The sequence below is a fragment of the Roseimicrobium gellanilyticum genome, assembly GCF_003315205.1.
Lineage (GTDB): Bacteria > Verrucomicrobiota > Verrucomicrobiia > Verrucomicrobiales > Verrucomicrobiaceae > Roseimicrobium > Roseimicrobium gellanilyticum.
Map to the genome: position 1 here is coordinate 58,418 of NZ_QNRR01000012.1, position 18,860 is coordinate 77,277.

Here is an 18,860-nt window from a genome sequence, read left to right on the forward strand (position 1 = left end):
CAGGATGAGATGATGCTACTTGGACGGAGCAGGTGCAGGCGAAGCAGCCGGCGCCACCGGAGGAACTGGCGCTGAGGTCGAAGCAGGGGCCGTGGTCGAAGCGACCGCTGATACCTGTGGCGGCGGGGTGCGCGTGCCTTCGGGAATCTTCTTCTCCTGACCTTCCGCAACAGGCTCGGGCATGCGGACCAACAGCCAGGACTCCGTACGCGTTCCCTTGAAGTGAAGCGCCAGAGTACAAACATCCTGGGTGAGATTCGCGATGCTGGTGGTGCAGATGGTATCGCGATTGTCACCGATGCGCCACGCGGCGATCTGGGTCGCCTTGTCCACCTGCCCACTGAGCGCGCGCTCGTCTCCAGTGATGGTGTTTTGATAGCCGCCCGTGATGACTCCGTCCCTGTTGATGGAGAGCTGCATGAACATGTTAGGCGTGCCCTTCTCCTCCTGCACGAGCGCGAAGACACCGAGCGGCATCCACTCTTCCGGCTTGCCTTCCGCTGGAGGTACAGGTGGAGGCGACTGCTCCTTGGTCGAGGCGACCTCGACGATGGGGCCCGTGTATTGCTCCTCGGGGATGGGCTTGTTATCCACGTAGACCGTGTTGTCTTCGTAGATCACCGTCATGCCATAGTCTGGATACACCGGCGCCGGTGGTGAGGTATAGAGCCATCCACCCAGCGTGCCCCAGGTGCAAGGCCGCCACCACCACCAGGGATTCAACGGATAGTGGCCGAATCCATGATAGATGCCGTGGCCAAGCCAGCCACAGTGGCCCCACCAGTGATCATCAAAGACGTCATCATACCAGTCGCGGCAGTTGTCCCAGACTTCATCCCGCCGGTCATAGCGGTAGTCCCACATTTCCTTGCGATGGTCCTGCCAGTCTTCGCGATTCTGGTTTCGCCAATCCTGACGATCATTGCGAGCATTCTCAATGTTATCCCAGCGCTGGTCACGGTTGTTCTGGAAGTCACTGCGTCGTTGCTGGCTGTTCTGCTGCCAGTTGTTCCACGATTCGTGACGGTTGTTCACGCGGTCATGCCATGCTTCACCGCGATTATTCGACCAATCTCCCCAGTTCGGTCGATTCTCCGGTCGCACAGGTTGCTGACCGGGGCGTTCGCCCCCCCCAATGCCGGGATGATCCCCAGCACCTATGCCGGGATGCGCCGGAAGCTGACCCGCCCCAGGCCGATCCCCAAGACCGGGTCTCTCTCCCGCAGGTAGTTGGGAGATGGCCGCGCCACCGATTGCACCGGCACCTGCCATGCCGAGGAACTTGCCCACGTCACCCTTGCTGGGACGCTGCGCTGGCTTTCCACCCGAGGCGATGCCTGAACCCGCACCAGGTTTGGACGGCAATTGGGAAGGTCGATCCACACCACCAGGCTGTCCCGGCCGGGTTGCGCCGCCGGGTTGCGAAGGCAGCTGGGATGGACGTGAACCATCCGCGATGCCCGCGCCTCCACCGGGACGTGTTGCTCCACCACCAGGCTGCGAAGGCAATTGAGAGGGCTTTCCTCCCGATGCGATTCCCGAGCCTGAACCTGTACCGGGCTTCGACGGCAACTGCGAAGGGCGTGAGCCACTTCCCCCACTGGGTCGTGATGTGGAAGGAAGCTGCGAGGCGCTACCGCCTGCTATTGAGCCAGTGCCCCCGGAAGGCTTGGAAGGTTTGGTCGCGGGCTTCGTCGGCACTCTCCCGCCCCCGGTGGAAGGTTTGCTGCCCGAAGGCAATTGCGAAGGCCGGGAGGCCGTGCTGCCACCACCGGAGGGACGTGTATAGCTGCCACCAGATGACGGTCTCGAAGAACTGCCCCCCGACGGTCGCGAGTAGCTTCCACCACTAGATGGTCGGGAATAGCTTCCTCCGCTTGAAGGTCTCGAATAACTCCCCCCTCCCGAAGGTCGTGAATAACTGCTGCCACCTGACGGCCTGGAGTAACTGCCTCCGCCGCCAGACGGACGTGAGAAGCTGCCACCGCTGGGTCGTCCACCGCCGCCACCTCCTCTCGCTCCGCCTCCACCCCCTCGGCCACCACCACGGGCCAGCAGCATCACACTGTCGAATACGACAGCCAATGCCGCCACCACGGCCACCAGTTTGGTCAGTCTTGAGTGCATGGCTTCAGTCTCCTTTCGCCTTCATCACTTCAATGCGTTCCACGCTGGGCTGGGGCTCACCATCAAGTGTACGGTTGGCAGACTCCCAGGCAAAGCGGCTGTCACTGAGCTTTGTGATCGTGTTCTCAGCGGTTGTCCTGCCACCATCCGGATTCACCCCCGTCTCCTGAATGAGCCAGCGGTCACCTTCACGCGTCCAATAACCTCCGGCGAACCCACCTTCACTGTCGAACGTCCACGAGCGAATACGCTCCTCCACCGGATCCCAGCCGATGACCTGCCAGCCTTCCAGCACCGGTTCACCGGCATTCTTCACATCCACATTACGCACAATGAAATTCCCACCGCGTGCCCAGGTGAACTCGCTCTTCACAGTCAGCGCCGTGGATTTGTCCACATCCTCCCACGATCCCACCAGCCAGGCCACTTCCTTCAGCCGCTCCTGTGGCGTGGCCGTGGGAAGAGGAGTTTCGATGAGCTGGCTGATCTTCCACTTGCCATCTTTTTTCACATGGATGGCGGTGTACAGAGCTCCACTTTTTTCTCCATCTTTCGCAGTCACTTCGGTGGAGCCCTTTTCCACCACCACGTCCGGTGTCAGCACCTGGACTGAGTCCACGCTGATGGCCAGCTTTGAACCTTTACCCTCCTTGAAGGCCTGACGCATGCTCTCCTCGATCGCGGCACTACCCACGAGTGTCTGCCCGTCCTCCGTGGTGTACTGCGCATTTTCAGCGAAGAAGCCCGCGAGTGCTTTCACGTCGCCCTTTTCATAGGCGGCTTCAAAGGCGCGATCGTTGGCAAGAACGGCGATTTGCTCAGGCGGCGTGTCGGGCGCTGTCTGGGAAAAGGATGCGCTCGCAAGCGCAACGATGACGGCAGGAATAAGGTACGCTTTCATGGCCGCAATGCAGATCGAGTGCTCATGTCAGAGTGCGCAGGCATGTCCTGATCGTCTATAGGACCATGGTCCCATCGTGATTCACGAGCCTGCAAGCCACACGATTGTGTGAACCTACCTTCATCGCCAAAAAGCAGGACTCTTGCGAACGTCCGGCTATCCCCTGCTCTTGCCAGCGTCCCCGGATGCCCCCTGCACCGCATCTTTTGTCGCAGCCATGGAGTTCATGCGCAGGGTAAAATGAAACACCGCTCCCCCGTCCGGCCCACTCTCCGCCCACAGCCGGCCTCCATGCGCCCGGATGATGGCCTGGCAAATGGAGAGGCCCATGCCCAGTCCATGCTGCTTGGTGGAGTAGAAGGGCTTGAAGATCTGCTCCAGCATCTCCGGCGTGATGCCCGTACCCCGGTCTGCGACTGAAACACGGATCATATCCATTCCTTCCCGCTTCGTCTCAATGAAGAGCTGCCGCATCTCCGGCGGAGCATCACTCATCGCATCGCAGCCATTGATGATGAGATTGATGAGCACCTGCTGGAGCTGGATGTGATCTGCGCTCACCATCGACAATTCGGGTGACAGCGAGGTGGACACAGTGACATTCCTGCCGACGAGGTCACTGTGAATCAACAGAAGCGAGTGATGGATATCAGCATTGATATCGCGCAACTCCATCTCTGACTGACCCTTCTTGATCATGGCACGCATGCGCTCGATGATCTCGTTCGCACGGCGATCCGCGTCCGCAATGTCATTCAGGCTGCTGCGCACCTCCTCCACATCCGGCACAGGATGATTCAGGAACCTCAGCGCAGCCTGCGCATTGCTCAGGATGGTGGTGAGTGGCTGCTTCAGCTCATGGGCGAGCGATGCAGACAGCTCACCCAGCAAGGATACACGGCTGGCGTGAGCCAGCTCCGCATGCTGCTGCCTTGCCCGCTCCAGATCCGCAAGCTGATGGCGATGCTTCGCACGAGCGTGCCACCACGCTGCGAATCCCCCCGCTCCGACGAGCAGCAACATGGCTCCTGCGCGAAACCAAATGGTCTGCCAGAAAAATGGCCGCACCACGAAGGCGAAGCTCGCACCCTGCTCACTCCAATTCCCGCGATCATCGGATGCCACCACGCGGAAGGTGTAGCGACCCGGTGGCAGGCCATCGTAGGACACGCGTCTGCGACTGCTGCCTGCCGCCCAGCTGGTATCAAGCCCTTCCACACGATGGCGGAAGCGCACCCGCTCGCCACCTGCCAATGCGGGCGCCGTGAACTTCACCTCCAAATGGTGCGGTCCCGGCGGGATCGACACGCGTTTGCCAGACGCCACCTCGTGTCCATTCACCAGAATGCTTTCGATGTCCGCCTTCGGTGCGGTCATGGCGCCGCGCTGTAGTTGCTGTGGATCGATTTCCACCACGCCAGCCGCCATGGGAAACAGCAGCCTGCCATTCCGGGTGCGGATCACCGTGGGTGAGTGGCCACCCGTGCACTGCTCCTTCACCATGCCTTCATTCCTGCCGAAGACCATGGGATGAAGTTGCGCGATTTCGCCACGGGACAGCTCGTCAAACTCCCCACGGTCGATGCGCATGATGCCGTGGTTGCACCCCAGCCAGAGATTGCCGGAATCATCCGCAATGATTTGCGAGATGATGTCATCGATGAGTCCTTCGCGTGTGGTGTAGTTGGTGATACGGCCGTCCTTCATGCGAGCCAGGCCGCCTCCCAGTGTGCCGATCCAGAGAGTGCCATTCGCCTCGCGGTACAACGCACGCACACTTTGTGTCAGCAGCCCGTCCTTGGTTCCCCACACTCGGGTATTACCATTCTCCCAGCGATGCAATCCACCCGAACTGCCAATCCACAATACCCCGGGTCGCTCCAGCACCAGACTGGTGATGCCACCAGAAAAGGAACCCGCTGGCGCCACTGTCTCCACCTTCCCTTCGGAATATTTCAAAAGGGTGGAGTAATAGGTGCCCAGCCAGATGGCATCGCCATCCACACACATGGCGCGGATGGCCTCACCGCGGATGGGTGGCTCCAGAAAGGACTGCATCGCTTGGCCCGCAGCAAAGCGGTGCAGGAACTGCTCGCCGGCCATCCAGATGCTGCCGTCCGAACCCGTCACTCCGCAGTAAAAATTAGGTGACACACGCTTCACGGAAGGGTCGGTGACCTCTCTGAATTCTCCCGCTTCGAATCGATGGACCCACGAGTTGCCTGTACCTGCCCACCATACACCGTCCTTATCCTCAGCAATCGTCGTCACAGACAGGGGCTTCCCCTCATCCCCAGAGCCCCAATAGTGAAGCAGACGGGGGGACAATCGTATCAGCCCATTCGCCGCAGTACCGAGCCAGATGGAGCCGCTGCTATCCGTCACGATTGCACGCAACACACGCGTCTGCTTCTCACCCCACTCGACCTTTGCGAAGCGCTCGCCATCACTGCGATACAGACCCGAGCCAATCACGGTGGTCCACAAGGCGCCATCCATGCCTTCAGCCAGACCGACGAAGCTGGACTTGGGCAATCCTGCGGCAGGCCCCAATTCCCGCCACTTGCCATCCTGTCGCTTCCACAGACGACCATTGCCTGCTCCCGCCCACACGGAGCCATCGCGGTGCGTCATGAGACTGTAGCAATCACCTGTCACGGGTCCGGGCTCAGACTCACGGATGAATTTCCCACCTTTCCCCTGATACACCCCTTCCATGATGACGGAGACCCACAACACGCCTTCAGCATCCAGGGTGAGTGCGCGGACTTGCTTCTCCGGCAGACCGTGACTGCCTCCCATTTTGGTGAACTTGCCTCCGGCCCAGTGCACCAGCCCCACGGTCGTGCCCAGCCATAGGGAGCCATCCCGATCCGGCACCATGCACATCACGTCCGAATTCTCAGGGAAACCCTCAGATTCGCCATACGTGACGAAGCGGCCGCGCTCCCATCGGCTCACGCCACCACCTGAGGTACCCACCCACAGCTCGCCCTGTGTGGTCTCGCCTAGCGAGGTGACCAGCACTGCACGAAGACCATCCTGAAGTCCAAAGTTTCGGAAGTGCAGTCCATCGAACCGCGCCAGCCCTCCGTTGGTTCCCACCCAGAGGAATCCATCGTGAGTCTGCAGGAGCGCATTGATGGTGTTCTGCGGCAGACCGTCGTCCGTCTGCCAGTTGCGCGCCACCCATTCACTGGGAGGCGGAGGCACCGGTGGTGGTGGTGCGGGCGGCGACTCTTGAGCATAAGCGTGCGCGGACACGCTCACCAGCACCGCTGCGGCACACGCCTGCAGCAGCGCCATTTCCCTCAGGAGGCTGGCGAGCCGTCGCATTTCCACACATGGATTAGCGAAGCAGCCACCAAAAGCCAACTTCAAAAGCAAAAGTTTGTGCACTGCGGAATTACCCGCCAACGCTCCCCTCACTCCTCACGTTTCGCATTCTGCATGCGAGCCCAAAGACCTGAGATGGTCGATTGCGCCGAAGCCTTCAACTGCTCCACCGAGGTGCCTGATGGCAACGTGGCTTCTATGATGGGATCACCTCTCAACTCCGCGAGGAGTTGCATAGCCTCAGCAGCGCTCTCAAAGAGGAACTGCTCCTTGTCCTTTTCTGACAAGGGAAACACGGCAAGGTTGATCACCCAGGTGCCATCCTTTCGCAGCAGAAAGCGTTCGGTTTGGAAGGTCATGCTGCCGGGAGGCGTACCTTCCTGACGCACGATGAAGGGACCTCTGCCTCCGGAGCCGTACTTGAGATTGAGGAGTTCGCAGTTCTGGTAGTTGTTGGTGAGCGCAGCCATGGGTTCTAGGGGTTGGATTGATGGTTTTGATTTGGATCGGGTGAAACCGGTGCAGAGAGGAACTGCTCCACGGCGTCCGCCACGGAGGTGAAACGGTTGATTCTTCCCACACGCTCCTCCAGTCCCTCAAGACGCAGAGTCTCGCGGACAGACGATCGTGCTTCCACAACCTGGAACTGGCAGCCCATCGCCGTCACCTCGCTGTGCACCGAAATGAGTGTCTGCGCTGCCTGGAGATCCACATACGGCGCCGCGGAGAGATCCAGGAGCACGAGTTTCGGAATGGGACTCAAGCCGCGCGCCTTGTTCACCATCATGTCGCGAACATGATCGATGTTAAAATAATACAATGCAGACTCAGGCCTGCAGATCAAGATTCCGGGAACGATCTCGTTATCGCTATGCCTGGCCAAGTCCGAGTACCGACGGGTGTCGGGAATACGTCCGAGGAATGCCACGTGCGGACGCGAGGCGCGGCGCAGCAGCTGAATCAGCGAAATCACCGCGCCTATCAACACACCGCGCAACAGGCCCGATCCCAGCACACCCAGCAGCGCGGCGATGGCCACCACGAACTCAGGACGATAGTATTTCCACAGCCTCTTCAGCGCCTCCACTTTGAAGAGACCGGCGACGGCAAAGAGCACAATCGCGGCCAGCACCGGCTGCGGCAGATCGTGGAGCAGGCCCGAAAAGAAGAGTGTGATGACCAGTATGATGAGCGCTGCAATGAGTCCGGAGATCGGAGTCTTTGCCCCGGCATTCTCATTCACCAGCGACTGTGACATGCCACCGCTGACGGGAAAGGAGCGCCCCAGTCCCGCCGCAAGATTGGAACCCGCGAGTGCAAGCAATTCCTGATTTCCATCAAAGCGGCCTCCATGCTTCGCACAGAACATCCGGCCGATGGCCGCAGTCTCCACGGAGCCAATCATGAAGCACGCCAGCGCGAGAGGCAGCAACTGGTTCACCTCCTGCCAGGATACATGAGGCAATCCCGGCATGGGCAGCCCCTGTGGCACGGTGCCCAGCATCTTCACCCCCCGAGCTTCCAGGCCGAAGAGCCCGGCGGCCATGATGCCGGCGATCACGACGAAGAGCGCCACCGGTTTGTGTTTGAGATAGATCTTCCCCAGCACCATCGCCGCCAGTGCCAGTAAACCAATCGTGAGTGCGGCCATGTTCGTCTCGCCAAGATGGGAGAAGAAGTGACCCGCACGCTCCCAGAAGTCTCCGTGGCTGCCTTTGAAACCGAAGAGCTTGGGCAACTGCGTGGATGCGAGGAAGAGGGCGAGGCCCGCCTTGAACCCAATCATGACGGGGTCCGAGATGAAGTGCACAAACGCACCGGCCTTCAGAAGCCATCCCAGAAAAGCCAGCACAGCCACGATGAGCGCGGTACACGCCGCCAGCGCTGAATAGCGTGCCACATCCCCTCCTGCAATGGTCCCCAACGATGCTCCCACGAGCAGCGAGATGGCTGAAGTCACCGTGATGGCTGTGTGCCGGGAACTGCAAAACAACCAGAACACAAGCCCCGAAAACAAGCACGCGTAGAGCCCTGCCTCCGGTGGCAGATTTGCCAGCGAGGCATCACCGATGCCTGCTGGCAGCAAGTAGGCCGCCAGCGTGACGCCCGCCAGCACATCCTGTTTGAGCCACTCACGCCTATACTCCCGAATCCAGCGGAGACCGGGCAATATCGACGCGGTCGGTGGGGCATTCATGGAGCGCACAGGTCTGGCCAGGCTCTACCGGCGTGATGGTCCATCACTTCTCCGCGAGCAGTTCCTTCTTCGTCGCGGCGAGTGCCTTCAGCTTTTCCTTGTCCACCTCAGGATAATGCAGGTCCAGGGACGCAAGCGCATCGATGAGCGCGGCAGCGACCACCACGCGAGTGTACCACTTGTTGTCCGCCGGCACCACATACCACGGCGACTCCTTGGTCGCCGTTTCGCGGATGGTCTCCTCATACGCGTGCATGTAGTCCTTCCAGTATTTTCTCTCCGCGGCATCGGAGCTGGAGAACTTCCAGTTCTTGTCAGGATTGTCGATGCGCTCCAGGAAACGCTTCTTCTGCTCGTCTCGAGAGACGTGGAGGAAGAACTTCCGCACAATGGTGCCATTGTTCGCAAGGTAGCGCTCAAACGAGCGAATGTCCTTGAACCGGTTGTCCCACACGTCCTTGCCGAGGAGTTCCTCGGGAACCTTCTGCTTGCCCAGTATCTGCGGATGCACCCGCACAACCAGGGTCTCCTCATAGTAGCTGCGGTTGAAAATGCCAATGCGCCCGCGCTCCGGCAGATGCTTCTGGCAACGCCACAGGTAGTCATGATCAAGGTCCTCGGATGAGGGGGCCTTGAAGGACGCCACCTGGCACCCCTGAGGATTGATGCCACTCATCACGTGTTTGATGGCGCCATCCTTGCCAGCGGCATCCATGGCCTGGAAAATCAAAAGCACACTCCAGCGGTCCTGCGCATAAAGCATGTCCTGCAACTGGCACAGGGCGGATATCCCTGTCTTCAGCGCCTCCTTGGCCTGGGGCTTGCTCTCCGAGGTAAGATCTCCGGTATCCCCGGGGTCGACATCCTTCAGACGAAACTTGCCACCATCCGAGATGCGATATGGCTCGGAAATCTTCCGGGCGCGCTTGATGAGTTCTTTCAGCTTCATGGTTGGTATGGTGGGTTCAGCTTACAATGACGAAAGAGCTAGTACCGGTGGCTGCGCCGACTGCGGCGATGTCCTCGCCTGGCCGCCACTCGGACATACACCGGATACAAACCGAGAAGCGCGCACCAGAGCAGGAACCACGTTTGCTGTCTTGATTTGGGATTCAGTTTCATGACGTCCTGGATTATGGAAGACCGCCCCCTTGAAGGGAGAACCGAAATGTCCTTAATGAAGCAAGGGAAGCTGAAGATCTTATTTGCTGGTGGTGCTGAATCCCCCGCCCAGCGCGAGGTGCAGATTCACACGCTCGCGCAAGCGCGCCGCACGAATCTTGGTGAGCTCAATCTTGGCGGCAAGATTTTCTCCAACGAGACGCAATATGGTAAACATATCCGAGTGCCCCTCATCGAGCTGCTTCCTGCCGAAGGTGATGGAGTCGCCGCTGCTGGAAACCATGTCTTCCAGCGCGGACTGGCGCCGGCGCAGGTGGTACTCGCTGTCCAGCGTGTCTTCCACGTCCTCAAAGGCACGCAATGCCGTGGCCGTGTAATCATGAGCTGCCGCGCGCTGCTCTGCGGTGCGCAGGTCTTGTGCGGCCTTCAATTCCCCCCCGAAGAAGATGGGCTGTACCACGCCCGCGGCGAGACTCCAGTTCACCGCATCCAGCACGCCTACTCCATCCAGATCCGCGCTGGCCGCACCACCGACGGCACTGACGGCCAGACGTGGCAATCTCGCAGCCTTCGCCTCATGCACACGATGGAAGGCCGCCGCAAAGTGGCGTTCCGCCGCAATGAGGTCGGGACGCCGCTCCAGCAGTTCCATGGGCATGCCGGTGGGCACTGGGCGTAGTGAGCTCGGGAAGCTGCTGCGAAGCCTCTTCTTGCCGGCAGGATAGTAGCTCGTCACCACCTCGATGGCGCGGATGGCCTTTGAATGCGCAGCCTCCGCCGCATAGAGAGTGTCTCTTGCGGCTGCAGTGCGTGACTTCACCTGCGCAAGTTCGTAGTCACTGGAGAAGCCTTGATTCTTGCGCACATCCGTGAGCTTCAGATAGTCCTCGTAGAGCTTGAGCGTCTCGCGCGCATTTGCGGCTTGCTGGGCAGCCTCGATGGCGGAGAAATACGCGCGGGCCACCTGCGCCGCGAGGGATTGCCGCGCATATTCGTAGGTGGCTTCCATCGCGAGGCTGTCGGACTTTGCAGCAGCTTTTCTGGCGCGAATGCGGCCCCACACGTCTGCCTCCCACGTGGCTCCGATCCCCAGACCGTAGGTCCAGCGTTGTGAGGAGGAATCCTCACTCCGTGTATCGGAACTGCCGCCTGTCAGATCGAGACCAAAGGAACCCAGGCTCGCGGGATCAATGCCGCGCCCCAGATCCCCATCCAGCTCCATACCTTGGCGCTCGCCCAGTCCCTTGAGTCCCACACGAGGATACAGGGCTGCCGCAGCAATGCGTACCGCGGCACGGGAAGCCTCCACGCGCTCCGCGGCGGCTTTCAGATCCGGATTGCGGATGATCGCATCCTCCACGATGCGCGTGAGTTCCGGATCATTGAAGGAGCGGATCCAGTCAGGCGCCACACGCCCCTTGGCATGGCTGGCACTGAAGGAGCCCGGCACCTGGGAGCGCGCGTACTCGGTCAAGATATCGCCGCCCACGGGGGGCTGCTTGAGAGCACAGCCCGTGAATACAAGACACGGCAATGCGCAGGTAAAGACGGCTTTCAGTTGCATGTGAAGAGCGTCGGAAGTCTGGGAGATCAGTGCAGTTTGAAGACGAACCAGTCGAGCTTCGTGGACACGCGGACAAAGACCTTGCGGACAATGTGAATCATCTTGCCTTTCTCTGTGTAGATAGCGCCGGCACCCACCGCACCTGCAGCAAGGAAAAGTTCCTTGTCCTTGGGCTCAACCAGAAGCCGGACCGCGATGCGGTCATCAAGATACCTAAGCCCCGATGTGGTTCCCAGAAAACCGCTGATGGGCATCTGGCCTTGGGCAGTGGCCCACATGATGGAATCCACCTTGCACTTGATGATTCTGTCTGGGTAGGACTGGAGGAAGATTTCCGCTTCGTCTCCGGGCTGGACATACCGCAGCTCGTTCTGGTGATAGAATGCGAGAACCCAAGGATCGTCTTCCTGGATAAAGCTCATCACGGCATTGGCGGTGACCGTCGACGCGCGCACGCCCGGTTGAAGCGCCAGGTTTGTGACGCGTCCGTTGGCCGGCGCGAGATGGGTGGTGCCGTCAAGATCGTATCGCGCCGCAATGAGATCGGCCTCAGCCTTGGCAATCTGGGCCTTGGCTTGGGCGACTTCGTCAATCTCCCCAGCTTCAGTGCGAGCGTCGATTTTCTGTTTGATTTTTGATTCGATGGCCTTGGAGCCAGATATCTGACTCTGGAGGTTGGCGACGTCGGTTTCCGCCTGTTCCTGTTCGGCGCGCTTCCCGGCTCCGCTAGCAGCAAGGACAGTGTATTGCTCGACACGTTTCTTGGACAGATCGAGACGCGCATTGAGAGCAGCGGTCGCGGCTTGCGCATTTTTCAATTCATCATCGAGTCCACGCTGATAAGCCTGGGCGGTGATCAGACCGACCTTGAGCTCCGCAAGTTTGGCTTCGGCCGCCTTGACAGCCTGCTCGAACGGAACGGGATCGATCTTGAAAAGGACATCGCCCTTCTTGATGGGCCGATTGGGCTCAATGGGCACCTCCGTGACCTGACCGGTCACACGGGGCACGATGGGAATCACATAATTCATGGCGCGCACGTCATGCGACGAGGGCGCCACGATGTTCATGAACAGAATCAGCACCGTCAGCGCGAAGATGGGAATCGTGACCACGATGACCTGGCTCGTGATGTTCCACGGAAGTAGCTTGAACTTGAAAAAGATCAGCCAGACAATAATCGAATAAATGATAAGCAGGATGAGTTCCATTAGGCTTGCCCTCCCTTCTTCTTGTCTTCTTCCTTCTCTTCCTTTTTGCCGTGTCCGTGTCCCACGGTCTCATCCACGTCGGTGCCGTAGGCAGCCTTGTAGAGCACGGGTTTGGAGTAGGCCCAAAGCCAGGCGAAGGGCCACAGCAGGCCGCCAAACACGAGCGAAAGCAGGCACATACACTGGATGGCCCTTGTCTGCGGATGCTTTTTCTTTTCTGCGATCTTCTCTGGCAGGATGTGTACCAACCAGAACGCCACAATGCCGATGATGGGCGCAAGGATGATAGCCACCCATGAGATGCCATTGGCAATGGCGTCCAGAGTTTCCCCGTGGAAGAGGGAGGCATGCGCCTGCGCGGGTGAAGCCACCCACGCAAGCATCACGAACGGCCACGCGAAGACGCGGGGCCGGAAGGACATGGTGGATCCGGGTGGGTTCCGGAACGTCTCTCGAAAGGTATTCATGAAGTGACGCGGAGATGATGGTCAGGGTTTGAACGCCAGCCGAACGGCTGGCCCATACTCATCCATCCGGGGTCTGGAATGCTATGGGCCTTTGGTCCTATGGAGCTCCCGGTGTTCTGCCCAAATTCGTTCATTTGCTGGAGCTTCCACACCCATCAATCCAGGTGATTGGCTCTGCGTCTGCGGACCCAAACAGCCTCCAGTGCGCAAAGCACCAGCCCCACCACCGCACTGGCCACCAGCATGATCATGACCTCGGAATTTTCAGACACCCCTGCCGCGGGGACCATCGCAGCGCCGAAGTTTCGCGCCGATACGCACAGCGACTGCAGTCCACGAAACTCTGGCCACGCCCCGAGAACCAGCCACGAGACAATAAACAACCCTGTCGTGTGCAGCATCGCGGCCGCAATGGCTCCTGTGCCAATCACTGCGAGAAGACCAGATACATTCAGCACCACCAGCAGGACAAACAGCAGCACCAGACTGATGCTGCCAATCCGGCCGAACACCGGGGCGCAAGCGGCCGCCACACGCGGGAATAGCACCCTGGCAATCATCCCCATGCCAAGCGGCAGCAGCAGCAACAGCAGCATGGGCTGTGCAATCATCCACGAATGCGCATGAAAACCGGGAATCATCCACGGCAGCACAACGGGCATGAAGAGAACCGTTCCCACTGTCAGCATCACCATCAAGGCGGCCGCTGGAATGAGCGGCTGGTGTGCCAATTCGGCCAGCTTTGGCAGGAAAGGGGCTCCTGCGGCCACTCCCAGCAATAGAAGTCCCGCGGCATGACCGGGGCGCAAAGGGATGACCGCTGCAATCCCCCATGCCAGCAGCGGAGCCAGCATGAAATTCAACATCAAGGCCGGGATGACAAGGCTGGGCACTCTCAGCGGCTCGAGCAACGCGCGCAGCTCAAGACGCATGCCGATGCCAGCCATGCTGCAGATGAGGAATGCCTGAAGCGAAATTTGCTGAATCGTGTGGAGAAGCGTCATCAAATTTCCCCTCCATGTCAGATTTCCAGTCAGGCTCCGCGCACACGGACGCCTCGTTCACGGCAGTTCTTGTCCTGCCAGCCAGGTGCGTCGGTTTTCTTCAATAATCGCCACCGCTTCCTCGATGCTGCTCACACAACGTGGAATCTCAAAGTCCACCTCGCTCGCCAGCTCCCTGCCATCCTGCAGCATATTGCGGCGTCCCCAGTCGATGAGTTCGCCCCACATCTTTCCCACCACGATGAGCGGCACATTGTACAAACGCCGTACCTGCAGCAGCTGCCAGGCCAGAGAAAGCTCCAGCAAAGACCCAATTCCTCCCGGGGCGACGATGAACGCATCTGACACCAGCATGAAGTGATGCAGCCGCGAAAAAAACGTGCCGTGGGCATACGCCTGCCCCACGAAGGAATTGATCTCCTGCTCGAAAGGCAGGTCGACACGAATGCCCACAGACCGATGTGAGGCATTCGGCGCTGCTGCTCTCGCGCCTTCGTTGGCCGCTTTCATCAGTCCAGGGCCGCCACCGCTGATGATATCGCATCCCAGCCTTGTGAGTTGGGTTGCGAGTTCCTTCACACCTTCATAGGCTGGCGTGCCCTCTGACAGACGCGCGGAGCCAAAGATGGTGACACGGTAGTTTTGCCGCGAGCTCCGGCGCAATCGCGTAAGCGAGTTCACCACCTCCCACAGTCCCATCACGGCATCGTGCAGCACCTTTGAGGCGGCATCTTCATCCCGGAGGGATACGGCGTCAGACTGACCGAAGGAAGGAATGGATTGATTCATGATTCGGCAGGATTGGAAGGTAAAAGGGCGCGGAGCACCACCAGCGAGCGTGCTCTCAGGGGAAACTCATCCATCTGGGCATAGGTCAGTGGCTGCTCCTTGGGCCGCCCTGTGTCGAGTATGGAGGTCCACTTCACATCCCGGCGGCGCGAGCCCAGCCGGAACGCGATGTCCTCGTGATGAGCGTTGAAAAGAATCGCGAAGGAGCCGCCCTGAATACGCTCTCCTTGCAGCCCGGTTTCGTGAATCTGATTCCCCGGCAATACCACCCCAAGACTGCGTGCATAGCCGCTGTTCCAGTCTGCATCATTCATCTCACCACCATCCGGCTTGAGCCAGTAGATGTCCTTGATGTCCGCACCGTGGATGGGACGGCCCTGGAAGAATTTTCGGCGACGGAATACAGGCTGCGTTTTGCGGAGTTGGATCAGCTCGCGCGTGAACTCTAGCAACGAGACCTGTGCTTCCGTATGATTCCAGTCGAGCCACGCGATCGGACCGTCCTGGCAGTAGGCATTGTTGTTGCCATGCTGTGTCTGGCCAAACTCATCCCCGGCCAGCAACATGGGAACACCCTGCGAAAGGAACAGCGTCGTGAGCAGGTTCCTCTGTTGTCGCGCACGCAGCTCAATCACTTCCGCATCCCCAGTCGGGCCTTCCGTGCCGCAGTTCCAGCTGTCGTTGTCATTGGCGCCATCGCGGTTCTCTTCGCCGTTCGCCTCATTGTGCTTGTGGTTGTACGAGACGAGGTCTCGCAGCGTGAAGCCGTCATGCGCAGTGATGAAGTTGATGCTGGCCCCGGGCCGCCGCCCATTGCTCGCATAGAGATCACTGCTTCCTGAGAGGCGCGAGGCAAACTCCCCCACGGTGCCACCATGCCCCTTCCAAAAGCGACGCACGCAATCGCGATACTTCCCGTTCCACTCCGTCCAGAGCACCGGAAAATTCCCCACCTGGTAGCCATTCGGCCCAAGATCCCACGGCTCTGCGATGAGCTTCACCTGGGACAGCACGGGATCCTGATGGATGATATCAAAGAAAGAACCCAGCCTGTCCACCTCCCACACATCCCGCCCCAGGGCGCTGGCCAGGTCAAAGCGAAAGCCATCCACATGCATCTCGCTTACCCAGTACCGCAGCGAGTCCATGATGAGCTGCAGGGTGAATGGATGCGAGACGTTCAGCGAATTCCCACACCCAGTGAAGTCCACGTAGTGCGCGCGATTGCTGGTGAGGCGGTAGTACGCCGCATTGTCGATGCCACGCAGCGAGAGTGTGGGTCCCTGCTCATTTCCTTCCGCAGTATGGTTGTACACCACATCGAGGATCACCTCGATGCCCGCCGCATGCAGCGCCTGCACCATGGCCTGGAATTCCCGCACCGCGCCCTCCGGTCCGCTCGCGGCATAGCGCGGATCCGGCGCCAGAAAGCCCAAGGTATTGTATCCCCAGTAGTTCCGCCGCCCACGCTGCGCGAGGAAGTGCTCATCGATATGGAAATGCACCGGCAGCAATTCCACCGCCGTGATTCCCAGACGCTGCAAATACTCAATGGCCGCAGGCGATCCGAGTCCTGCATAGGTGCCCCGCAAGCGCTCCTCCACACCGGGATGACGCATGGTGAAGCCCTTCACATGCACTTCGTAGATCACCGTCTCGTGCCACGGAATGCGCGGCGGACGATCGTTTCCCCAAGAGTACTTGGCGTCCACCACCCGTGCGAGCGGTGCATGAGCGGCTGAATCTTGTTCGGGGTCCAACACTGCCGCATCCCAGCGCAGGTCACGCGCGACGCACCGCGCATATGGGTCCAACAACACCTTGCGAGGGTTGAAGCGATGCCCTCCCTGCGGCGCATCAGGTCCATGCACACGGTAGCCATAGATCTGACCTTCACGCACGTCAGGAAGTTGACCGTGCCACACGTGTCCCGTCACTTCCGGCAGTTCGACGCGGGCACTCTCCACGCTTACCTCAGGTGAATCGAACAGGCACAGCTCCACCTTGGTCGCATGTTCGGAGAAGAGTGCGAAGTTCACCCCCTCCTCCGCCACGGTCGCCCCCAGTGGGAACGGTTTGCCAAGCCAGACCCGCGTTTCCTTCATGACATTTCCTCCCGGCAGCCTGCTGCCATCGCCTCGCGGAATCAGCGGGGCTTCTGCTGCTGCAAGATTTCAGAGAGAATCTTCAAACCCGTCTCCTGCAAAATTCCCACGCCGCTGCCGGGAATGAACCAGATGCCGCGATTGTGCTCCTTGCAGTAGAGAATGCCAATGCCATCATCTGTCGAGGCACGGAAATACTTGCTGTCCGGATGCTCGTCCAGAAACTGGAAGAACTGGTGCCTCCAAGGGTGATCCAGGAAGGGAAACAACTGTTCCCCCATGGCGCGCAACTCCTCCAGCGTAGCGGGCTGAATGGTGGCCGCGATTGCCTGACGGCGCGACTCGTTTACAGAACTGGGATCAAGAAGGGACATGGTGCGATTTCTGTGATGATGTTGCTGTTGCCGCCATCTTGTTCGTCTCACACATCATGTGCCATCAGACCTTGGTCCTACCAAGGGTATATGGTCAGAAACTGATTCCATAGTTGAAGATGACGCGGAAGTCCGTGAGATCATCACCCGTGCCACCACGCTCATCCACGAACGCATAGCGCAGGCGGATGGAGAGCCCCTTCAGCGTGCCCTCCGGCGGTGCCCACTGGAGATTGAAGTCATACTCATCCCGGGCATACTGGTTCGACGGGTCCGGATCGAGCCCGTGCACCCACAGGGCATAGGCGCTCAGGCCCTTCACCCATGGGAGATCGTATCCCGCGCGGAACATGACTGCACTCTCACCGTCACGATTGAAGTCCTCCACCTGCACTGCCGTGTATCCGGGATAGCCGCTCCAGGGAGTCTGTGTTGCCGTGTCTCCACTGACGTTCGTATAGGCCACGGTGAAGAGCGCATCTCCCACCGGAAGCTCCGCCTTCACGCCAAACTGCCGTGCCGTCGTTCCGTCATCGAGCAACAGGTCATCCCCCACACTCCGCTGATCCACATACTGCACCGCGAATCGCGGCTTCAGCTCCTCACTGATGGTCACCTGCAGCTTCGCCTCCGTGTAGGCAATGTTGATGATGTCCGGACTGAAATAGTCGATGGCACCGAAAGAGAAGTCCCCCTTCTTATACAATGCACCGGCCGTGTACACTCCCCTCTCCGCCTCTGAGCCGGCATCGACAGACATGGAGACGAATTCATCGGAGTTGCGGTCCTTGATGGCATCGAAATAGCCCACCCCGTAGTTGAGAGTGGCCCCGTCACCTCCCAGTTCCGTCTTTCCCTGGAGGACAATCGCCTCAAAGGTGTTGGGCGTCATCCGTGAATCATTCTTGTTGATGAAGGGCGTGTCGTATTCCTTGCGTCCCACATACAAGTTCAGGCTGTCGGTGAATCGGATGTCCGCATAGAGCTCACCGAGCACTTCATAGCTCGATTGGCCGGGACCCAGGATGAGCGTGCCGTCCTTGTCCTCGTCCCCGTGCAGTTTCTGGGAGGTATAGCCTGTTACTCCGATGGCGAGGTGCTCAAAGAAGTAACCCGTCTTCATCCCGGCCCATCCACCAAGTGCGAAAGCCTCACTCTCCGAGCCGTCGTACTTGTCCCGGTCAAAGTACATGGACCGGACATTGATCTTGAACTGGGTTTCCTCGATGGCATGACGCCGCGCCCGGGCTCTCCACTCACTTCCCTTCCACTCGAAGGAGTCTTCCAGTGTGGTCTGTCCCTGCTCGGTCGAGCTTTCCGCTGCGGCGGGAGCCATGCTGGCTGAGAGGGTCAGTTGCTCTGGAGCAGCCGTGGTAGTGGCAGAATCTGCGGCGACTGCCGCAGGCGATGCTTGGTTCTGGCCAATGACTTGCTGTATGCCGGTCCATGACATCATCAGCAGGATGCCTTGCGTCAGGAAACCCAGTGCTCGTGCGCGACGGGAGAATCTCACGGTTGAGGTCGAGTGGAATTGAACGTGCCCGCCCGAGGGAGTTCAGGCGGTTCCATGCCACGAAACATTGGAAGGTTTGGCAAGGGGCCTCCATCGGACCTTGGTCCTATGAAATTAAAACATGGTTGCCATTGGCCCAGCCAGACATTA

14 protein-coding genes are annotated in these 18,860 nt (G+C 59.6%); all 14 read right to left on the reverse strand.

Annotated elements, in window-relative coordinates; genetic code table 11:
* Positions 1-15: 15 nt before the first annotated feature.
* A complete protein-coding gene (locus DES53_RS25590) occupies positions 16-1,509 on the reverse strand; it encodes a hypothetical protein (RefSeq protein ID WP_211325686.1) in 1,494 nt (497 codons plus the stop codon).
* A gap of 622 nt (positions 1,510-2,131) precedes the next feature.
* Positions 2,132-3,028, reverse strand: a complete 897-nt coding sequence (locus tag DES53_RS25600; RefSeq protein ID WP_113961186.1) for a YybH family protein — start codon at positions 3,026-3,028, stop codon at positions 2,132-2,134.
* A 156-nt stretch (positions 3,029-3,184) separates the two neighbouring features.
* Positions 3,185-6,364 carry a sensor histidine kinase gene (locus DES53_RS25605; protein WP_113961187.1) on the reverse strand — a complete coding sequence of 1,060 codons (3,180 nt, stop codon included), beginning with the start codon at positions 6,362-6,364 and terminating at the stop codon, positions 3,185-3,187.
* A gap of 89 nt (positions 6,365-6,453) precedes the next feature.
* Entirely contained in the window at positions 6,454-6,834 is a 381-nt protein-coding gene (locus DES53_RS25610; protein WP_113961188.1) for a hypothetical protein, read from the reverse strand.
* Positions 6,835-6,839: 5 nt separating this feature from the next.
* A complete protein-coding gene (locus DES53_RS25615; protein ID WP_113961189.1) occupies positions 6,840-8,561 on the reverse strand; it encodes a SulP family inorganic anion transporter in 1,722 nt (573 codons plus the stop codon).
* A gap of 43 nt (positions 8,562-8,604) precedes the next feature.
* Positions 8,605-9,510 carry a polyphosphate kinase 2 family protein gene (locus DES53_RS25620; RefSeq protein ID WP_211325687.1) on the reverse strand — a complete coding sequence of 302 codons (906 nt, stop codon included), beginning with the start codon at positions 9,508-9,510 and terminating at the stop codon, positions 8,605-8,607.
* A 252-nt stretch (positions 9,511-9,762) separates the two neighbouring features.
* On the reverse strand, positions 9,763-11,247 hold the full coding sequence (locus DES53_RS25625; protein ID WP_113961190.1) for an efflux transporter outer membrane subunit: 1,485 nt from the start codon (positions 11,245-11,247) through the stop codon (positions 9,763-9,765).
* Positions 11,248-11,273: 26 nt separating this feature from the next.
* Entirely contained in the window at positions 11,274-12,458 is a 1,185-nt protein-coding gene (locus tag DES53_RS25630; RefSeq protein WP_113961191.1) for an HlyD family secretion protein, read from the reverse strand.
* Entirely contained in the window at positions 12,458-12,880 is a 423-nt protein-coding gene (locus DES53_RS25635) for a DUF3302 domain-containing protein (protein ID WP_211325688.1), read from the reverse strand. Before DES53_RS25635 ends, DES53_RS25630 begins: the two co-directional genes overlap by 1 nt.
* A 200-nt stretch (positions 12,881-13,080) precedes the next feature.
* Positions 13,081-13,929, reverse strand: a complete 849-nt coding sequence (locus DES53_RS25640; protein WP_113961192.1) for a hypothetical protein — start codon at positions 13,927-13,929, stop codon at positions 13,081-13,083.
* 57 nt (positions 13,930-13,986) lie between these two features.
* Entirely contained in the window at positions 13,987-14,718 is a 732-nt protein-coding gene (locus DES53_RS25645) for an LOG family protein (RefSeq protein ID WP_113961193.1), read from the reverse strand.
* A complete protein-coding gene (gene glgX, locus DES53_RS25650; RefSeq protein WP_113961194.1) occupies positions 14,715-16,823 on the reverse strand; it encodes a glycogen debranching protein GlgX in 2,109 nt (702 codons plus the stop codon). Before glgX ends, DES53_RS25645 begins: the two co-directional genes overlap by 4 nt.
* Positions 16,824-16,864: 41 nt before the next feature.
* Positions 16,865-17,197: a hypothetical protein gene (locus DES53_RS25655; protein WP_113961195.1), complete on the reverse strand. Its 333-nt coding sequence runs from the start codon at positions 17,195-17,197 to the stop codon at positions 16,865-16,867.
* Between the two features lie 94 nt (positions 17,198-17,291).
* Complete coding sequence (locus DES53_RS25660; protein ID WP_147263614.1) at positions 17,292-18,710, reverse strand: OprD family outer membrane porin; 1,419 nt, start codon at positions 18,708-18,710, stop codon at positions 17,292-17,294.
* Between the last annotated feature and the right edge of the window lie 150 nt (positions 18,711-18,860).